Genomic DNA, 18,648 nt, shown 5'->3' with positions numbered 1-18,648 from the left:
CTGTCCACATAAGCACAGGTCAGAGGCGTGAAAAACTTTTCCGGTCCGGATAAAACACGGGTCCGGACGGTCGCGGACGAGCCGTCAGACGGGTTCTCGGCGTCCCGACAGCTCCCGTCCGATCCGCACCACCATCGCGTCGACGGCGAACTTCGGCTTCACGTTCATCTCCAACGCCTCACGGCAGTCGAGGACCGCCTCGATGCACCGCAGCAGCCGATCGGGTGACGCGTAGTCGGCCATCCTCGCCGTCAGCTCGTCCGCCTTGTCCGGGTGCATGAGCGCCACGTGCGCCCCCATCGACAGGGCGAGCGCGTCGCGGAACAGGGCCGCGAGATCGACGAGAGCGCGGTCGAGCACATCGCGCATCGTCCGCGTGCGGCGAGATTTCTGGCGCTTCTCGAGTTCCTTGACCGCCCCGGCCGTCCCGCGTGGGGGGCGCGCGGTGCCCTTCCCGGTTCCCCCTGCGCCGAGGGCCGTCATCAGCTCGTCGGTCTCGGCGGCATCGCGTTCGGCACTGATGGCGTCGGCGGCCGCGGTCGCCGATCTCACGAGTTCCTCGGCGGCCGCGTAAGCCGTCGAATCCCGGGTCGCCGCCCGCGCGAGACCGAGGGCGCGGTCGCGCGCAGCACGCGAATCCTCGTCGACCGCCAGTCGCCGGGCTCGGCCCACGTGGCCGCCCGAGACCGAGGCGGCCCACCGCGCGCGATCGGCGTCGATGCCGTCGCGGTCGACGAGGACGCGCGCGATGTCGGCGGGACGCGGGGCCGTCAACCCGACGTGCCGGCACCGCGAGCGCAGCGTGATCGCGATGTCCTCGGGCGCCACCGACGGCGCACACAGCAGGAAGATGGTGCGCTCCGGCGGCTCCTCGACGGCCTTGAGCAAGGCGTTGCCACCCTGCTCGGTGAGACGGTCGGCGTCTTCGACGACCACGATCTGCCACCGACCGGTGGTGGGGCGGCGCGCCGCGAGCGAGACGATGTCGCGGATCTGCGCCACCGAGATCGTGAGTCCCTCGGGGACGATGTGGCGGACGTCCCCGTGCGTTCCGCCGAGCACCGTGGTGCAGGCGCGGCAGTCGCCGCACCCGACCTCGTCCGGCGACTGGCATTGCAGGGCGGCGGCGAAGCAGGTGGCGGCCACCGACCGGCCGCTTCCCGGGGGCCCGGTGAACAGCCACGCGTGGGTCATCGACTCGCGCACCGCCGTCTCGACGGTCGACCCGGGTGCGTCGGCGAACATCGACACGGCGCCGTCGTCCTGCTCGGCGAGCCGCGCCGCCACGGAACGCGCCGAGGTGGCCGCCACCAGCAGTTCCTCGGCCAGGGCGTGCTGTCCGATCATCCGATCAAAGACATTCGTCACAGGTGCCAGCCTAATTCCCTGCTCAGACATGTTGAAACCGGTCAGCTGTTTAACAATTGCAAGCAGGCCGCTACCGTGGATGCCATGGTCAGACGACGGTCCGGATTGTCCAGGGCGGCGCACACCATGCGCTGGCTGGCACACACTCCGTGGCCCGTCCTCGCCCTCGACATGCTCCGCGCCAATCTGGTGGGCGCCCTGTTCACCTTCGCCTTCCTCCGTTTCGGCATGCCGATGGTCGACGCCATCTCACTGGGCCAGTTCAATGCGCAGAACCAGGTCGCGTTCGGCCTCTACCTGGTGGTGGCGATCCTCGTCGGCATCTACCTCACGATCACGCTGAGCCTCCCGGTCCTGATCTGGCATCGACGTCGGACACGCCTCGACGACGAGGTCGCCCGCCGTCGCGCATTGAACCTGCCGTCGCTGCTCACGCTGGTGAACCTGGGCCTGTGGACGGTCGGCGGGGTGATCCTCGCACTGATGAATCTGCGGACGTCGGTCAAGGACTTCGTGCTGGTCGCCATCGCAAGCGGCATCGGCGCGCTCGTCACGGGCGTGCTGAGCTTCATGCAGGCCGAGAAGGTGCTGCGGCCGATCACCGTCGCGGCGATGGCCAACGACCCGGACAACAACACGTACGCCCCCGGCATCAGCACCCGCATCGCGGTGTTCTGGACCGTGACCGTCGCGGTGCCGATGGTGGTGATCGCGGCACTGATCACGCTCGAACGCACCCGCGTCATCGACACCGACGCCGAGGGACTCCAGCGGCCGATCCTGTGGATGGCGACGGCGGCCATCGTCTTCGGCCTCCTGGCCATCACCAGGCTGGTCCGCTCGATCACCGACCCGGTGAAGCAGCTGCGTGTCGCCCTCAACCAGGTGCGCGCCGGGAATCTGAACGTCGCGGTCAAGATCTACGACGGCAACGACCTGGGCCGGCTGCAGGCCGGATTCAACGACATGGTCTCCGACCTCCGCGAACGACAGGAGCTGCGGAACCTGTTCGGCCGCTACGTCGGTGAGGACGTGGCCCGCCGCGCCATCGAGACCGGCACCGAGCTCGGCGGTGAGGAACGCTACGTCGGCGTGCTGTTCGTCGACATCGTCGGCTCCACGCGGTTGGCCGTGAACCGTCCGCCCCGCGAGGTCGTCGGCCTGCTCAACGCCTTCTTCGAGGTGGTCGTCGACGTGGTCGGCCGGCACGGCGGGTTCGTCAACAAGTTCCAGGGCGACGCGGCCCTCGCGATTTTCGGAGCGCCGCTCGATCAGGAGGACTTCGCCGGCTCGGCACTCGCCGCCGCTCGCGACCTCCGCGCCGACCTGGCTGCCCGGCTCGGGGATGTCGACATGGGCATCGGCGTCTCCGCGGGTAAGGCGGTGGCCGGACACATCGGCGCCGAGCAACGCCTCGAGTACACCGTGATCGGCGACCCCGTGAACGAGGCCGCACGCCTCACCGAGCTGGCCAAGGACGAGCCGACCCGGGTGTTGGGTTCGGCGCGCGCGGTGTTCCTCGCCGGCGACGACGAGGCGGACCACTGGGAGATCGGGGAGGGCGTCGAACTCCGTGGTCGCGGCATCGAGACGCTCCTGGCCCGCCCCGACCTCGACGTCGCCGAACCGCCGGTCGCCCCCGGCGCCTGACCGGCGGAGGCCGGATGTCAGCCGTCGGTCTTCTTCGGCGCTGACTTCTTGGCTGCCGTCTTCTTCGCAGTCGTCTTCTTGGCAGTGGTCTTCTTCGCTGCCGTCTTCTTCGCAGTGGTCTTCTTGGCTGCCGTCTTCTTGGCTGCCGTCTTCTTGGCTGCCGTCTTCTTGGCTGCCGTCTTCTTCGCAGTGGTCTTTTTGGCGGTCTTCTTCGCCGATTTCTTGGCCGGCCCGCGCGCTCGCCGGTCCGCGAGGAGTTCCATGGCCCGCTCGGGGGTGATGGTCGTGACCTCGTCGCCCTTGCGCAGGCTCGCGTTGGTCTCACCGTCGGTGACATACGGGCCGAAGCGGCCGTCCTTGACGACCATCGGCTTCTCGCTGACCGAGTCGGGGCCCAGTTCGCGCAGCGGCGGGGCCGCGGCCGCACGCCCCCGGCGCTTCGGCTCGGCGTAGAGCTTGAGCGCCTCCTCGAGCGTCACCGTGAACAGCTGCTCCTCGGTGGCCAGCGAACGCGAGTCGGTGCCCTTCTTCAGGTACGGACCGTAGCGGCCGTTCTGCGCGGTGATCTCCTCCTCGCTCGCCGGGTCCACCCCCACCACGCGCGGCAGCGACAGCAGCTTCAAGGCGTCGTCGAGCGTCACCGTGGACACGTCCATGCTCTTGAGCAGCGACCCGGTCCGCGGCTTGGGTCCGGACTTCTTCCGCGCCGTCTTCTTGGCCGCCGTCTTCTTCGCGGCAGTCTTCTTAGCGGCGGTCTTCGTCGCGGCGGTCTTCTCGGGTGCGGTCACGGTGGTCGCGGCACCGCCCGACCCGCCGCTGCCACCCGAGCCTCCGCTGGGGACGTCGTCGAGCGAGACCACCGTCTCGCCGCCGTCACGCGGTGTGGGACCGGCCGGGATCGTCGGAACCGGCGCCCCGCTGCTCCCGTCGTCGCCGGCGTCGTCGTCATCCTCGGACGGCAGGATCTCGGTCACGTACGGGCCGAACCGCCCCTCCTTGACGACGATCTCATGCCCGGTGGCCGGATCGATGCCCAGGACGCGCCCCTCCTGGGGCGTCTCGAACAGCTTCTCGGCCACGTCCAACGTCAACTCGTCGGGAGTCATGTCGGCAGGCAGGTTGGCACGCTTGAGGTCCGGCTCCGCGTCCGGTCCCGCCACGTTTCGCTCCAGGTACGGACCGTAGCGACCGACCCGGACGAACACCGGGCGTCCCTCGGAGTCGTCGAACAGCTTGATGGAGTTGACCTCGCGGGCGTCGATGCCCTCGAGGTTCACGCCGACGAGCTTCTTGAGACCACCGGCGCGCGCCATCGACCCGGCGGCGTCGTCGTCACCGTCGCGCGGCTCGTCGCCGGCGCCGAAGTAGAACTCGCTGAGCCAGCGCGTCCGGTCGGCGTGACCGGACGCGATCTGGTCGAGATCGTCCTCCAGCGACGCCGTGAAGTCGTAGTCCACGAGGCTGTTGAAGTAGCCCTCCAGCAGCCCGACCACGGCGAAGGCCACCCACGACGGGACGAGCGCACTGCCCTTTTTGACCACGTAGCCGCGGTCCTGGATGGTGCCGATGATCGAGGCGTACGTGGACGGCCGACCGATGCCGAGGTCCTCGAGCACCTTCACCAGCGACGCCTCCGTGTACCGCGCGGGCGGGTTGGTCGAATGCCCGTCGGCCAGCAACGACTGCGCGGTGAGCGACTGCCCCTCGCGGAGGTTCGGCAGCCGGTTCTCGGCGTCGTCCGCCTGCCCGCCGGCCAGCGCGTCGACGGTCTCGACGTACGCCGACAGGAAGCCGGGGAAGGTGATGGTGCGACCCGACGACGCGAACGTCACCCGCTCACCGGTCGACGCCGTGCCACCGATCCGCAGGCTCATCGTGGTCCCGCGGGCATCGGCCATCTGCGAGGCGACGGTCCGCTGCCAGATCAGCTCGTAGAGCCGGAACTCATCGGTGTCGAGCGCGGAGGCCACCTGACCGGGCGTGCGGAAACTGTCGCCGGCCGGGCGGATCGCCTCGTGCGCCTCCTGCGCGTTCTTCACCTTGCGGGTGTACTGGCGCGGCGTCCGATGGACGAACTCCTCCCCGTACAGCTGGCGGGCCTGTGCCCGGGCCGCGTTGATCGCCGACTCGCTGAGCGTCGTCGAGTCGGTACGCATATACGTGATGTAGCCGTTCTCGTAGAGCCGCTGCGCGATGCGCATCGTGCGGTCCGACGAGAATCGGAGCTTGCGGCCGGCCTCCTGCTGAAGCGTCGAGGTCATGAACGGCGCGTAGGGGCGGCGAGTGTACGGTTTCTCCTCCACCGAGGTCACCGCGAGTTCCGCACCCTCGAGCGCCGTCGCCAGCGCGGTGGCACGTGCCTCGTCGAGGACCGTCACCCCGGAGGCCTTCTTGAGGCGACCGTCCGGGCCGAAGTCGCGCCCCGTGGCGACCCGGTCGTCGCCGATGTTCACCAGACGCGAGTTGAACGATCGGGGTCCGCCGGCCTCGGCGCCGGCCCCCACGTCCATCGTCGCGGCGATGTCCCAGTAACTCGCGGAGACGAAGGCCATCCGCTCACGTTCACGTTCGACGATGATGCGTGTGGCCACCGACTGCACCCGGCCGGCGGACAGCTTCGGCATCACCTTCTTCCACAGGACCGGCGACACCTCGTAGCCGTACAGGCGGTCGAGGATGCGGCGGGTCTCCTGCGCGTCGACCATGTCGATGTCCAGATCACGCGGACTCTCGGCGGCGGCACGGATCGCGGACTCGGTGATCTCGTGGAACACCATGCGCTTGACCGGGATCTTCGGCTTCAACGTCTCCAGCAGATGCCAGGCGATGGCCTCACCCTCGCGGTCGCCGTCCGTCGCGAGGTACAGCTCGTCGACGTCCTTCATCAGGGAACGGAGTTCGGAGACCGTCGACTTCTTGTCGGCGGAGACCACATACAGCGGTTCGAAGCCGTCGTCGACGTTGACACCCAGACGCGCCCACGGCTGCCCCTTGTACTTGGCGGGGACGTCGGCGGCACCGCGCGGCAGATCGCGGATGTGTCCTCGCGACGACTCGACAACATAGTTTCCGCCGAGGTAGCCCGCGATCTTGCGGGCCTTGGTCGGCGACTCCACGATGACGAGACGCCGGAGCCCGGATGATGAGTTGTCGGTGGCGGCCACGGGTGCCCTTCGTTTCAGAGAGAATCGCTACTCGATGCCGTTGTACCTTATATAACGTGTGCTCTGCACGTCACCCCAGATAGACGGGACGTTAGCCTTGCGGGGCGACGGCGTACCTCGCCGGTCGCATCAGGAATCTTCCTTCATCGACGACTGGATCTGCCGTCTCAACTCGGCAGGGATCCGGTCCATGTCGAGAACCATGACTCGACCGGATCCGTCGTCGCGTGCGAGTTCGACCACCGCTTTGTCCGGATCATCGTGCGCGTCGACCCGTGTGCCGATGACGTCACCGATGGCGTTCACCATCTCGTTGAAGTTCAGGTCTGCACTGCTCTGGAGAAGAGCTTCGGGCGCACTGTCGGGAGACGGACCGGGATCGTCGGGCACGAGGCGGTCGAGGTCCACGAGCACGTCTTCAACAGACCGGTCCAGCGGAACCAGGTACTCCTGCAGTTCGACGAGATCCAGTCGTCGCTCTCGCGATTCGACCTTCGACACCAGAGACTGGACGACCCCCAGCCGCGCGGCCAGTCCTGACTGCGTCAAGCCCGCGAGCACGCGATAAGACTTGAGGATCCGAGACACAGCTTCACTGCGCTGCACGTAACGGACTCCCCTCAAGGACATTCATCGATCATCCCCCGCGTCGAAATGGCAACCCAATTTCACGTTTCATATCCTGAATTCGGTTTGCATCGCTGCGACCTTCGGACGATTGCGAAGCCCAGCGCCATCCCCCGCCCGAGCAGCTGACCCAGCACCGTGAACCTGACGTCGGGACTCAGAGCTCGACTCCTTCAGGCCATTCCAGAGCATCTGAACTCCACGTCGCCGAGCCACGCGATGCCGATCTGCGGCCGATCCCGACCATCTGTCACAACATCCTGATACAGATTAAGGTATCGTTTTTTCGGATACTTGACCCCTCGGCTCACACCACGCACAGCAGCCGGGGAAATCGACTCTTGGGGAGGAATGAAGTTGACGAATCCTAATGATCCGCAGTACAACCCGGGCCACCGGGTTCCGGACGAGCCTCAGACCAATGCGGACGGTCGGGGACAGCCGGGGGCCACCGGTCCCATCCAGTTCGGCGCTCCACACCAACAGGGCCAGACGCCGCAGCAATGGAATGCCGGTGGACCGACCGAGAATCCCTGGAACACCGCCACACCGCCGAACCCCGGCCCACCGAGCGGCGCCTACGGTTCGCCCACGAATGGCGCCCAAGGCCCTACCCTCGCGCAGTTCGGGACCACGCTCAAAAGCCGCTGGCGAACGATCCCCATGCCGGCACGGATCGCGGGGATCCTTCAGATCCTGATCGCTCTCTACTGGTTGATCGCCCTCGGCAATACCAGCTCTACGGCCGACGAGGTCGGGCACGACGCCGTCAACAGCCTCGTCGATTACCTGACGGCGGCGATCTTCCTCGCCGCCATCGCCGCCCTCATCTCCGGGATCATCCTCTCACTGACCTTGACCCGCGGATCGCGCGTCGTCGCTTCCGCTCTCACACTCGCACCGCTCCCCGCCTTCGCCGCGCTGCCATTCGGCGCAGGGATCGGGCTTTCAACGGTCGCGGTGTTTCTTGTCATTCCCACCTGGATCCTCGTCTGGGCGCCCAGGTCTGTCGACAAATACCTGGGTCAGGAATGAAGCGTCGATTCGCGGCGATCACGACCGCCCTCGCCTCGTCGGCTGTCCTGGCCGCCTGCCAGTCGACCGCCGACGACACCGAGCAGGCCACGCCACAGAGCATGTCCTCGGCATCGCAATCTACGTCGTCGGCGCACGCCACGTCGTCCGCCGACACGCAGGCACCGTCTACCCGAACATGTGAAACCGAACCCGACGCGCCTGCGATCGCCCAAGCAGCCGAATCCTTGAGCTTTCGGGGATGGTCCTGGGTGCCGACAGGCGTCGGCAACTACAACGAGTGCGACGAACTCACCTGGGCCGGAGCCGAGCCCGACGGAATGACCACTGGCTCGAGCCCGCGGATCACGCTGCTTTTCCACGAAGGCAAGTACGTCGGCAACGCCACTGACTGCCCGCTCCCCGTAGATCCGAAATCCGCCGACGGGCGTTCCGTGGTCGTCGCGTATCCGATATCGCCTGATCACGCAGGAAAATCGGACGTGCCCGCCATGGCAGTACCTGTGACGTACACCTACCAATCCGGACGTGTCACCAGCGAAGGCGACATCCCTCAACCGCTGCTGTCAGCAGCCGGTTGCTGGCAGCGAAAGAACGATCAGATGACATCACTGGGAACCCCGCAGGCAAACCACGTAAGGAATGCAGATCTCGCCGCGCCACGCAGTAGAGCGAAGTCCGGTACGCGCCTCTGGATCACCGCGGGAATCTGTGCTGCCGCCCTGCTGACCGGATGCTCTTCGGAGGACCCGAAGCCCCGGAACTTCACGATTCCCGATGGTCCTGACATCTCCTTCACGGTGCCCGAAGGCTGGGCGGCGGAAGAGCTCGAAGCGACGGACAGTGTGATTCTCGTTCCGAGCGGTACGGATTATTCCGGTTCTGAGCTGGTAGAGGTGGTGAACAGTTTCGACATTTCATCCGACTCAGACGTGGATGACATTCTCGACGCGATCGACGAAGTCGGGGGACCGATTAAAGCGATCCACATCGGGGCACTGGACTGCGATGACATAGACAGCGAGAACATACGAAAGATCTCCGGAAAGCGGGAGACGATCAACGGCTGGCGAACAGTTGAGAGCCGCATGTCCGGCACCACGACAGAGGGCGACCTCGCGATGTCGGAATTCAAAGCCTTCCCCCGTGCGACATGCACCGGAACGGGCCTGGTGGTTGCAGCAACCGAGGTAACAACCAGCGACACCGCGCCGACACACACGACGGAATCGGCGAAGTCAATCCTCAACGACCTACGCATCGTGGAGGAGTGAGCCCATGATCCCTCCCGCTCGGCCCATGACCGTACGCCTCGATCCATCCGGGTTCCTTCAGGTCGTTCCGGGACCCCCACCGCCGACACCTCCGCCGCGCCAACCCGGCGACATCATCCTTCCCGAAGCGTCGAGACTCGAGCAGGAGATCGTCTGGGTGTTTCCACACCTGGCCACTGCCCCCATCACGCCCGCGGCGCTGCGCCGGACGGCGCATGCATCCTGGGATTGGGCCGTCGGCGCGGCATGCCACCGGGCGATCATCGATCACGTACCGCTGGCATCGAACTGGAACAGCCACGCCACCAAGGCACGGACGTCGATCAACAAGGACCTGGTTGAGCTGACCGTCAATCAACCTCACCCGCCGGTCAGCCGGCTCGCGGCACAGCTCGAACAACGGATCGACATCTTCGGGCCTTCCGATCTCGCCCACTTCCAGGCCATCAACTGGATACTCTTCACCGAGTTCCAGCTCGCTCAGTCCAAGAACACACTGTCGACAACGACCGATACGCATGAGCGAGCCAGATACGAATCGCTGGAATCGCTGATCGCACTGGATCAGCCCTACCTTTCGCACCGCGCGAAGGATATGGCCGACTTTTACTTCTCGCATGCCTTCGACATCAAAGCGACCTGGCTCGGCGAACCGACGCTACAGCAGCGCGACAGGTCTCGGCAGATCCAAGAACGCACAGCGAAGGTCAAACGGATGTACCGGACGTACCGCTCAAACAGGAACGAGGCGGCACTCAACAGCGAGAAGGCACGGCAGCTACGCATCGACAACGATTACAAGCAAGCCAAGACGCGCTGGAATAACACCCGGTAGCCCGCTGACCACCGAAAGGAGAAGTCGATCGATGAGCTCGCCATTCGATGCACCGCCACCTGATCCGGATTCAGATCCACACCCAGAGTTGTCGACCGGTCAGCCGTTCAGTGGTCGGGAGGCTCCGCCGCCTTCGAACCGCGCCCGGGCAGAAGTGCCTCAGGACCTCCGTCCCCGCACATCGGCGACAGCCCAAGACATCGGCTATCGATCGCGCCCCGTCATGCCTCTGCCGATCATCGTGGTGACGGCATTGTCGATTCTTTTCGTCATGGCCGGCGCACCCCTGACCGACTACCTTTACGGCTGGGCATTACTGTCTGACATCCAGGTACTCGGCGCCGCCTGCGGGATTGCGTTCTTCATCTATCCCGGAGCACGGACACGGATTGCCATGACGGTGTCCGCCGTACTGACCATGATCACGTTGGTCGGCATTCCGCTCGGAGGCGCCATCCTCTACTTCTTTTGGATCAGCAGTGCCGGTCAGCAGTATTTCGTCGACTGGTCGAAGCAGGGCCGATAGATGCAAACCCGTGCCACGTCGTCACCATGGCTGCGTCGAGGGAGGGGACTGATCGCGATGACGTCGCTCCTGCTGCCGCTGGCATCTTGCTCGTCAGACGCCGGCACAGAAGCCAGTGATTCGCGTCCCTCGACAACCTCGGACTCTGCGTCGTCGTCCCGTCCGAAGATCACCTGCTCCAGATCCTTTGCCGACACGTCCGACTGCACTCGCATTGCTCGAGTCGACATCGACGGTTCCGGCGATGAGGCAGAGGTCGGCCTGGTCTTCGACAAGCCGTCCAAGGTTCGCGTCACCCTGCCGGGTGATCGAACCGACGAGATCGAGATCGCAAGCAACGAGGTGGGCGGAGCCAAGGCTGTCGCCGGATCAGCCAGAAAGATGCAGTTCTACGAGCTCGACGGCCAGCCGGGAACCGAAATCATCGTCCCGATCGAAACGGAGAAGTCCGGAACGTACTTCCAGGTCTTCTCATGGAGGGACGGCGAACTCGTTCGGCTGCCGCCACCGGGCTTCCTCCACGATCCGGAGGTCGGCGAAGACCACTGGACATTCTCCTTGGCCATCAGCATGGATCGCAGAGTTCTGTGCCGAGACGGCGGCATCAGTCTCGAATCGAACCAATACACCAGTCTGGACGGCGCGGACGTCACTGATTACGCCTTCAGCGACGACGGTTCCGATGGGTCGTGGGCGCAGGTTGGTAAGACACGGTCAGGCGAGTCCCCGTCTCCCCGAACGTCCGGCACCCCGTATTTCTACTGCGAGGATCTTCGTACCCGAGCGCTGTTTCGCTGACCGGCTCACCCGTCAACCGACAGGCCACACTCCCGCCGGTGCTCCCACCGGTGCGATGCCTACCGTCTCGGCCAGGCGCCGGATGCGTTTGCGGCTCGACACCCGCAAGCCCAGCATACCGCTGCGGGTTCCGATCAGGGTCGGTGCGATCCCCGTCCGCATGAGCGCGGTCGCCAGGGGCGCGTGCGTGTCGGGCGCCTTCGGGTCGAGGCCCAGCAGGTAGTGGGAACCGTCGGCGCGTCCCGCGGCCAGCACCCACAGCCGCAGGGCGTGCGGGGTCGGCGTCCACCCCTCGGGAACGGCTTTGATCGCACCCGACGACCACGCGCGGTGCAGGGCGGTGATCCGCGGGTTGGCCTCGGTGCGCGCCAGCGGATGCCCCTCCTCGGAGGTGATGATCTCGGCGGACAGACCCGCCCCGCGAATCTCCTCGCAGATCGCGTCGGCCCGCCAGCTGTCGGGCACCACCACCGACACTCGGGCACCCCAACTGGTGTGCACCGACTGTCCCTGCGCCGCGAGGAGTCCCGCGAGATCGGCGATCGCGGGATCTTCGATCTCGGCCGAGAACAGCGACATCTGACTCACAGGTACATGATACGGACCACAGATGACGGATCGGTATCGCCGCACCGCGGTGCCCCGAAGCACTGAACTCCCGGTTCGCATGCTGCGACCCGGGAGTTCAGTGGAAGTCTGTGGTGAGACTAGACGGCGCGGACGCCGGTGGCCTGCGGCCCCTTGGTGCCCTGACCGACCTCGAACTCCACGCGCTGGTTCTCCTCCAGGGTGCGGAACCCGTTGCCCTGGATCTCGGAGTAGTGGACGAACACGTCGGCGTCGCCCTCATCGGGTGCGATGAAGCCGAAGCCCTTCTCCGCGTTGAACCACTTCACAGTGCCCTGTGCCATTTACTGCATTCCTTTGCCTTGCATTACAGACCCGCTGCGACGGAGCCGCAGCGGTGGTCGAGTCCGACCGCCGTACTTCCACGGCGTGCCCCGCCGGACGAGGCGGAAGAACTGACTGCAAGTACACCGGCCGCACCCCACCCCGCAATGCTGCGGAGCGTGCGACCGAGACAAGTCAATCATGTTCTGCCCCAGCGCGACAGCATCCCGCGCGACGTGGACCCGTCGCGGAGAGATTCGGGCCGAAAGTCCCTCTGCGCGCCCGACTCTCACCGTTCCGAGGCGGCCTGGCGTCGGGTGGCCGAGAGCCGCGACGGGGCTGCGTAGCATGTGACTCCGGAGGATTCACATGGCGCACGACGGCAGCACCCGGGCGAACCGCAGCACCCAGGCCGACTACGGTCGCGAACTGCTGCATCGCACGCTCGCCGGCGTCGCCGACGAGGACTCGCCGCTCACCCACCTGTCGGTGATCGATGCGCGCGCCGCCGACACAGTCGACTGGCCCGACTGGGTGCATCCCGCCGTCCGGGACGCCTTCGTCGAGCACGGGGTGCACCGGCCGTGGCGCCACCAGGCCGATGCCGCGACCCTCGCACATGGGGGGCGTCACGTCTGCGTGTGCACGGGCACCGCATCGGGAAAGTCGCTGGCATACCAGTTGCCGGTTCTCACGGCGTTCGCGTCGGAGCCGGCCGCGACGGCCCTGTACCTGTCTCCTACCAAGGCGCTGGGCACCGATCAGCTCCGTTCGATGGCACAGCTGATCGCCGGTCGGCCCGAGTTCGCGCACCTGCAGCCGTCGAGTTACGACGGCGACACCGACGCCGAACTCCGCCGGTGGGCGCGCATGCACTCCCGGTGGATCTTCACCAACCCCGACATGCTGCAGATCGGCATCACCTCCACGCATGCCCGCTGGCGGGTGTTCTTCTCGCGGCTGCGGTACATCGTCGTCGACGAGTGCCACCACTACCGCGGCGTCTTCGGTTCGCACACGGCGCTGGTCCTGCAGCGCACCCTCCGCATCGCACGGCGGTACGGCGCCGACCCGGTGGTCGTCGGGGCATCGGCGACGGTGTCGAATCCGGCGGAGGCGCTTTCGCGGCTGATCGGCGAGGACGTCGTCGCGGTCACCGAGGACGCGTCGCCGCACGGCGCGCGGACGGTCGCGATGTGGGAGCCGGGCTTCCTCGATCAGGTGCGCGGCGAGAACGGCGCCCCGGTACGGCGGTCTGCGGGGTCGGAGGCGGCCCGCCTCCTGGCGGACTTCGTCGTCGAGGGCGCCCGCACCCTGTGCTTCGTCCGTAGTCGCCGGGGCGTGGAGGGCGCCGCGGTCCGGGCCCGCGAACTGCTCGCCGATGCCGCACCCGAGCTGGTGGAGCGGGTCGCGGCGTACCGGGCCGGGTATCTGGCCGATGACAGGCGGCGGCTGGAGCGGGCGATCTCCGACGGCGAGCTCCTCGGCGTCGCGACCACCAACGCCCTCGAGTTGGGAGTCGACATCTCGGGACTCGACGCCGTGATCGTCGCCGGCTATCCGGGGACGGTCGCCTCGTTCTGGCAGCAGGCCGGGCGGGCGGGGCGGCGCGGCGAGGGGTCGATCGTGGTGATGGTGGCGCGTGACGATCCGCTCGACACCTATCTGGTGCATCATCCGGAGGCGTTGTTGGCGCGGCCGGTGGAGGCGACGATCACGGACCCGACGAATCCGTACGTGCTGGCGCCGCACATCCTGTGTGCGGCCACCGAGTTCCCGCTCACCGACGGTGACGTGGCGGCGTTGCACGCCGAGCGGGTCGTCGCGGAGCTGACCGAGCAGGGGCGGCTCAAGCGACGCAAGGCCGGGTGGTATCCGGCGCCGGGGCTCGATCCGCACGCCGACGTCGACATCCGCGGCGGTATCGGCGGTCAGGTGCTGATCGTCGACACCACCACGTCGCGACTGCTGGGGACCGTCGACACGGCTCGCGCGATGACCTCGGTCTATCCCGGTGCCGTCTATCTGCATCAGGGCGAGAGTTTCGTGGTCGACGACCTCGCCCTCGACGACGGGCTGGCGGCGGCGCACCCGGAGTCGCCGGATTGGACGACGTCGCCGCGCGAGGTCAGTGAGATCCGTGTTCTCGAGACGCTCGACTCGCGCTCGCGCGGGCCGCTGACCGTGTCGTTGGCGCGGGTCGAGGTGACGGGCCAAGTGGTGGGTTTTCTGCGGACGTCGCTCACCGGTGAGGTCCTCGACTCGGTGGCGCTCGATCTGCCCGAGCACACGTTGGAGACCCGCGCCGTCATGTACACGCTCACGCCCGAGTCGTTGATCGCCGGCGGCGTCGGCGCCGACGCCTTCCCCGGCGCACTGCACGCGGCCGAGCACGCAGCGATCGGCATGCTGGGTCTGGTCGCGACGTGCGATCGCTGGGACATCGGCGGGCTCTCGACCGCGCTGCATCCGGAGACGGGTTTGCCGACGGTGTTCGTCTACGACGGTCATCCGGGCGGCGCCGGTTTCGCGGACCGCGGGTACGAGGCGTTCGATGCGTGGATCGCGGCGACGACGACGGCGGTCGCCTCGTGTTCGTGTCCCTCCGGCTGCCCGTCGTGCGTGCAGTCCCCCAAGTGCGGAAACGGCAATGAGCCGCTCGACAAGGAGAACGCCGTGACGCTGCTCCGACTCCTGTCTCGTCTGCACGGTTGACGGGTCGTGCGGGCGTCACGTCGGTTCGACGGGGCCCGCCCGGGCCACGGCTCGTGCCGCGCGGACACCCCACAGTCCGAGGCGCACATGCACCTGAACTTCGAGCTGCACGTCGTCGCCGGAGACTTCGCACGACGACACGGTCGGGCGGCCGTCCTGTTGGCGCGCCAGCGTTCTGGCCACCGTGCAGCCGTCGCCCCGACCGGTCAGTTGGGCCGACGCGGCGGCCAGGGCCGCCAGGTCGGCCGCCGACTGCGCTCGGTGCCGGGCGACCACCGCCGCGCCGACGAACAGGATCGCCACGAGCAGCGCGGCGAGCGCTGCGATCACCGCCGCGCCGGTCACCGTCGAGAAGCCGTCCTGCCCGCGGTCATCCCGATCCTGCTTCGGGTTCGCGTACTGCGACGGCGCGGGCCGAGATCGTGACCATCGGGAGGAGCGGGACCGTCGTCGACACCGTGACCACCACCCGGTCGCCTTCGGATCCGATCGCGATGTCGGCGCCGGTCGGCGCCACCTGTCGGCCCGCCGACCGCGCCGATTCATCGCCCGCGGCCGTCAGTCGCGCGACCTCCCGGGCCGCGTCGGTGCATCGGATCTGCGCCGACACTCCCGCCACCGCACCGATCCCGATCACGAGGAACACCGCAATGGCGCCCAGCGCATATGCGGCCTCCACGGTGACCATGCCGCGCTCGTCTCGCGCCAATCGGCCGATCGAGCACGTGGGCGGGTGCATCGCCGGTCATCCGACCGACGTGTTCAACGCCTTCGAGATGATCCCCGTCAGCGCCGTCACGATCGAATCCCCGGTCACCACCGTGTAAAGGATGGCCCCGAACGCCGCGGCCGCGATCGTGCCGATCGCGTACTCGGCCGTACTCATCCCCTCCTCGTCGGCTGCGAGGCGTACCGCGAGATCACCGATCTCCTTGCACCGCTGCACAATTGCTGCTCCACCCACCATGACGTCCCCCGAAGTCTCGATCCTCACCCCGACCGGGTGCTTGCACTTCTTTAGACGCAGCGACCGGGCGTTCGGCTCCATCGGTCGGCGGCCGGGCGTGTCGCGTAGACTCGATCGCTATCGTGCCGCAGCCAGATCGATGCGGTCGGCTCGTGGGTAAATCATGGCTCACCTGCCCAGCGCCAGCCACGCTCCGAATCGGAGATCGCCCTCCGGGTCGATGGACGCGGTCTCCGCACCACCGTCGGGGTCGATCGCAGAGAATTCTCCGTTGTCGTCGACCATGAATGGAAGGAGATCGGATCCGGGATCGGCGAACACGGGGTCAACGTCGACGGCCACGCCTCTCAGATAATCCGCAAATTTTTGGTAAGAATTCCCGGCCGCGCCGGGAGGCAACCACAAGACCTGTGGCCAATCGGACCGTCCACAGGTTTTCAGCGCTGTCCAGAAATCCCGCCAGTCGTGAACTCGCGGTGCGTAGCCACCGGCCCACCTTGTCGATTTCCTTTTTCTATCGCCAACTTCGTATTCGACCAGCTTCTTCTTAATTCCACGGGTGAACGCCCCATTCTTCGCCTTGACTGTGGCGGTCCGATGTGCGGCTATCTCGGCGCTCATGGCCTTGCCTACCTCAGCGGTCGTCAACACTCTCATCCACGCGGCGAACCACCAGTCGTCTTCGCCGCTTCGTTTGAAGGCATGCTCGGTGACACTCGGGCCATTGACTCTCTGTGCAAATTCCTCGAGCACGCCCGGCCAGTCTGGACTGGGAATCGCATAAACTGGCTGAAGATAGCTCGGACGACGCAGATAATCGCATAATTGGCCGATGTCGACGAACACGTCCTGATAGTTTCGCCCACCCGCCGTGCGCCCGGTGCACGTCTTCACCTCGATCTGAATACTCTTCCCGATTCGGTTATTCGGGAACCGGCGGATCTCTATGTCCTCCCCGGCCACCGGCCACCAGAGGGATGCATGCGCCAAAAACCGATAGTTAATGTACTGCGAAGCCCAGTGCTCAAGAGTCTTCTCCGGAACCGATACTGGCACGAACTCGTCCTCTCACTACCCACGACACGCCATGGGATCTTCCGGCGCCTACGCTCGTTAGACGCACATCCGGCGATTTCGGTTCCATAAGGCTCCACTCGGGCGTGTCGCACCGACTCTCCGTTCACAATCCACAGAGCCTCCCCGGGCATCCGACTGATCAGTCGGATCACGAACGATGAGGTCAGCGAGGACCGCGACTCTGTTACCTTTCCCGTCATTCAGTGAGCCGAGGACGGACCGCGGCGGATGTGACCGGTCGACGCTCGATGGGGGATGATCTGGGCAGTCGTACGCGACCTCTCTCACCAGGAGTCTCCGCCGGAGACCGTGACCTCGGGGGCATCAATGGCTCATATCGACCTGTACCGGGCGTTCGGCCTCGACCGACACGCGTCGTCCGACCGGCTCGGGCAGATACTGGCCGAGCAGGCAGCGGCGGCCGACCCGACGGTTCGCCACCAGTTCGAGACGGCTCGCGCCATCCTCGCCGATCCGGCACGTCGCGCGGCCTACGACGCCCGCCTCGCGGACCCGGCCGCACCCGAACTGACTCCCGCCGCCCTCGACGAGATCGCCTCGGCTCCGCCGACATCCGCACCGGCCCCGTCGACATCCGCACCCGTCATGCCGCACACGCGGCGTGGGCGCGGCGTCTCGGTCCCGGTGTTGACGGCGATCGCGGCCGTCCTGGTGATCGCCGTCGCGGCGGTCGGCGTCTTCCTCATCAGCACCGACTCCGACGACCGTTCGACCACCGACACGCAGGCGGACACGAGTCGGCAGGCCGACGCCCCCGACGAGTCCGCGGCCCCCGACCACTCCGACGCTCCGGCGGCGCCCGAGCCCACGGCCCCCGTCCCGGGCGCATACGCCGCCGCGGGCGGCCCCCGCCCGGCCACGGCACAACCGCTCCCCACCTATGTCAGCCGCTACGGCAAACTGAAGTCCGCCCACCTGCTGACGCCGACCGGCGGCATCGGATGCGACTTCCAGACCGCCGACAGCGACGGGAAGCAGGGGCAGTGCGGCGTGCGGAGCATGAACACCACCTCCAGCCCGCTGGGCACCGAACGCATAGGCGGAAGCATCAAGGGCAAGTGGCTCTTCGGGTTCGCCGGCAATCGCGTCGAGGCGCCCCACGGCAGCACCGGGACCACCGGTTGGATGAACCAGCCCGCGAACGACGGCTACCAGGTCCCCCGCGCCGAGTACGGCAAGCAGTACTACTTCGACGACTGGGTGTGCGCCTCGGAGTACAACGGCCTGACCTGCTGGAACACCACCACCGGCAGCGGGGTGTTCCTCTCCAATGAGAGGGCCGAGACCTTCGACGGTCCCGGCGCCCCGGCCCCCAGGCCACCCGGCGACACCGCCGAACCGATCGTGCTGGGGTCCCCGCAGTCGAACGGCAGAGGCTACGGGAGCTCGCAGCCCGGAGTCATCGATCTGGGCGGAGCGTCGTCGACGAGCGTGATGACGGGCATCACGTGGACCGACTGGGGATCCGACCGCGCCACCGGAACCGGCGTCGGCACCTACCAGCCGCCGAACAAGTCCGGTGTCCACAAAGAGGCGAACACACCCGGCAACGTCATCGCCTTCGCACCGGGGACCTGCAGCGGCAAACGCGCCTACACGAAGATCGTGTACTTCTTCCCCGACAAGGGGCAGACCTTCGACGAGGCCAACGCCATCGACATCTGCACTCCCCGCTGACCCCGCACTCCGCTGACCCCGCA

At 66.9% G+C, this 18,648-nt stretch carries 16 protein-coding genes and 1 pseudogene; 8 read left to right on the top strand and 9 right to left on the bottom strand.

Annotated elements, in window-relative coordinates:
• Positions 1-84: 84 nt before the first annotated feature.
• On the bottom strand, positions 85-1,368 hold the full coding sequence (locus G528_RS0115800) for a DNA polymerase III subunit delta' (RefSeq protein ID WP_026919799.1): 1,284 nt from the start codon (positions 1,366-1,368) through the stop codon (positions 85-87).
• An 84-nt stretch (positions 1,369-1,452) separates the two neighbouring features.
• Between G528_RS0115800 and G528_RS0115795 the strand changes: the two genes are divergently transcribed.
• Complete coding sequence (locus G528_RS0115795) at positions 1,453-3,018, top strand: adenylate/guanylate cyclase domain-containing protein (RefSeq protein WP_035720375.1); 1,566 nt, start codon at positions 1,453-1,455, stop codon at positions 3,016-3,018.
• Between the two features lie 17 nt (positions 3,019-3,035).
• Here the strand turns inward: G528_RS0115795 and topA are convergent, their stop codons facing one another.
• Together topA and G528_RS18105 are read right to left on the bottom strand one after the other, a co-directional pair.
• The gene (gene topA / locus G528_RS0115790) at positions 3,036-6,182 is read right to left on the bottom strand and encodes a type I DNA topoisomerase (protein WP_026919797.1); all 3,147 of its coding nucleotides are present in this window, start codon (positions 6,180-6,182) and stop codon (positions 3,036-3,038) included.
• Between the two features lie 129 nt (positions 6,183-6,311).
• A complete protein-coding gene (locus G528_RS18105; RefSeq protein WP_084638277.1) occupies positions 6,312-6,812 on the bottom strand; it encodes a helix-turn-helix transcriptional regulator in 501 nt (166 codons plus the stop codon).
• A 348-nt stretch (positions 6,813-7,160) separates the two neighbouring features.
• Here G528_RS18105 and G528_RS18675 point away from each other — a divergent pair, with 348 nt between their 5' ends.
• From G528_RS18675 to G528_RS0115760, 5 genes are read left to right on the top strand one after another with little or no spacing between them, the layout of a single operon-like run.
• Positions 7,161-7,844 carry a hypothetical protein gene (locus G528_RS18675; protein ID WP_169515304.1) on the top strand — a complete coding sequence of 228 codons (684 nt, stop codon included), beginning with the start codon at positions 7,161-7,163 and terminating at the stop codon, positions 7,842-7,844.
• Entirely contained in the window at positions 7,841-9,118 is a 1,278-nt protein-coding gene (locus G528_RS18320; RefSeq protein ID WP_169515302.1) for an LppP/LprE family lipoprotein, read from the top strand. Before G528_RS18675 ends, G528_RS18320 begins: the two co-directional genes overlap by 4 nt.
• Positions 9,119-9,143: 25 nt before the next feature.
• Complete coding sequence (locus G528_RS0115770; protein ID WP_026919794.1) at positions 9,144-9,953, top strand: hypothetical protein; 810 nt, start codon at positions 9,144-9,146, stop codon at positions 9,951-9,953.
• 31 nt (positions 9,954-9,984) lie between these two features.
• Positions 9,985-10,479: a hypothetical protein gene (locus tag G528_RS18590; protein ID WP_156890489.1), complete on the top strand. Its 495-nt coding sequence runs from the start codon at positions 9,985-9,987 to the stop codon at positions 10,477-10,479.
• A gap of 57 nt (positions 10,480-10,536) precedes the next feature.
• Positions 10,537-11,277, top strand: a complete 741-nt coding sequence (locus G528_RS0115760; RefSeq protein WP_026919792.1) for a hypothetical protein — start codon at positions 10,537-10,539, stop codon at positions 11,275-11,277.
• 12 nt (positions 11,278-11,289) lie between these two features.
• Here the strand turns inward: G528_RS0115760 and G528_RS0115755 are convergent, their stop codons facing one another.
• The gene (locus G528_RS0115755; RefSeq protein ID WP_026919791.1) at positions 11,290-11,865 is read right to left on the bottom strand and encodes a hypothetical protein; all 576 of its coding nucleotides are present in this window, start codon (positions 11,863-11,865) and stop codon (positions 11,290-11,292) included.
• Positions 11,866-11,984: 119 nt separating this feature from the next.
• A complete protein-coding gene (locus tag G528_RS0115750) occupies positions 11,985-12,188 on the bottom strand; it encodes a cold-shock protein (protein ID WP_026919790.1) in 204 nt (67 codons plus the stop codon).
• 349 nt (positions 12,189-12,537) lie between these two features.
• On the opposite strand from G528_RS0115750, the gene G528_RS0115745 reads away from it, so the two are divergent.
• On the top strand, positions 12,538-14,883 hold the full coding sequence (locus tag G528_RS0115745; RefSeq protein ID WP_051198898.1) for a DEAD/DEAH box helicase: 2,346 nt from the start codon (positions 12,538-12,540) through the stop codon (positions 14,881-14,883).
• 15 nt (positions 14,884-14,898) lie between these two features.
• Here the strand turns inward: G528_RS0115745 and G528_RS18850 are convergent.
• The 4 genes and pseudogenes from G528_RS18850 to G528_RS18585 form a co-directional block, all read right to left on the bottom strand.
• Positions 14,899-15,231 (bottom strand): annotated as a pseudogene (locus tag G528_RS18850) (Rv3654c family TadE-like protein); the annotation flags it as partial.
• A gap of 22 nt (positions 15,232-15,253) precedes the next feature.
• On the bottom strand, positions 15,254-15,622 hold the full coding sequence (locus G528_RS18845; RefSeq protein WP_026919788.1) for a TadE family type IV pilus minor pilin: 369 nt from the start codon (positions 15,620-15,622) through the stop codon (positions 15,254-15,256).
• Between the two features lie 6 nt (positions 15,623-15,628).
• Positions 15,629-15,850 (bottom strand): DUF4244 domain-containing protein, encoded by a 222-nt coding sequence (locus G528_RS0115730; protein ID WP_051198906.1) that lies wholly within the window; start codon positions 15,848-15,850, stop codon positions 15,629-15,631.
• Between the two features lie 168 nt (positions 15,851-16,018).
• On the bottom strand, positions 16,019-16,906 hold the full coding sequence (locus tag G528_RS18585) for a hypothetical protein (RefSeq protein ID WP_156890488.1): 888 nt from the start codon (positions 16,904-16,906) through the stop codon (positions 16,019-16,021).
• A gap of 348 nt (positions 16,907-17,254) precedes the next feature.
• Here G528_RS18585 and G528_RS0115720 point away from each other — a divergent pair, with 348 nt between their 5' ends.
• Positions 17,255-18,625: a J domain-containing protein gene (locus tag G528_RS0115720; protein ID WP_026919786.1), complete on the top strand. Its 1,371-nt coding sequence runs from the start codon at positions 17,255-17,257 to the stop codon at positions 18,623-18,625.
• Positions 18,626-18,648 lie beyond the last annotated feature (23 nt).

Source organism: Gordonia shandongensis DSM 45094 (assembly GCF_000423025.1).
GTDB classification, from domain to species: domain Bacteria; phylum Actinomycetota; class Actinomycetes; order Mycobacteriales; family Mycobacteriaceae; genus Gordonia; species Gordonia shandongensis.
The sequence above is the reverse complement of the archived record's forward strand: the minus strand, read 5'-3'. Positions and strand labels throughout refer to the sequence as shown.

Excerpts from the sequence above, each read along its gene's own strand:
- G528_RS0115795 (WP_035720375.1), top strand. The coding sequence starts at position 1,453 with ATGGTCAGACGACGGTCCGGATTGTCCAGGGCGGCGCACACCATGCGC.
- G528_RS18105 (WP_084638277.1), bottom strand. The coding sequence starts at position 6,812 with ATGTCCTTGAGGGGAGTCCGTTACGTGCAGCGCAGTGAAGCTGTGTCT.
- G528_RS18675 (WP_169515304.1), top strand. The coding sequence starts at position 7,161 with ATGAAGTTGACGAATCCTAATGATCCGCAGTACAACCCGGGCCACCGG.
- G528_RS18320 (WP_169515302.1), top strand. The coding sequence starts at position 7,841 with ATGAAGCGTCGATTCGCGGCGATCACGACCGCCCTCGCCTCGTCGGCT.
- G528_RS0115770 (WP_026919794.1), top strand. The coding sequence starts at position 9,144 with ATGACCGTACGCCTCGATCCATCCGGGTTCCTTCAGGTCGTTCCGGGA.
- G528_RS18590 (WP_156890489.1), top strand. The coding sequence starts at position 9,985 with ATGAGCTCGCCATTCGATGCACCGCCACCTGATCCGGATTCAGATCCA.
- G528_RS0115760 (WP_026919792.1), top strand. The coding sequence starts at position 10,537 with ATGACGTCGCTCCTGCTGCCGCTGGCATCTTGCTCGTCAGACGCCGGC.
- G528_RS0115750 (WP_026919790.1), bottom strand. The coding sequence starts at position 12,188 with ATGGCACAGGGCACTGTGAAGTGGTTCAACGCGGAGAAGGGCTTCGGC.
- G528_RS0115745 (WP_051198898.1), top strand. The coding sequence starts at position 12,538 with ATGGCGCACGACGGCAGCACCCGGGCGAACCGCAGCACCCAGGCCGAC.
- G528_RS18845 (WP_026919788.1), bottom strand. The coding sequence starts at position 15,622 with ATGCACCCGCCCACGTGCTCGATCGGCCGATTGGCGCGAGACGAGCGC.
- G528_RS0115730 (WP_051198906.1), bottom strand. The coding sequence starts at position 15,850 with ATGGTGGGTGGAGCAGCAATTGTGCAGCGGTGCAAGGAGATCGGTGAT.
- G528_RS0115720 (WP_026919786.1), top strand. The coding sequence starts at position 17,255 with ATGGCTCATATCGACCTGTACCGGGCGTTCGGCCTCGACCGACACGCG.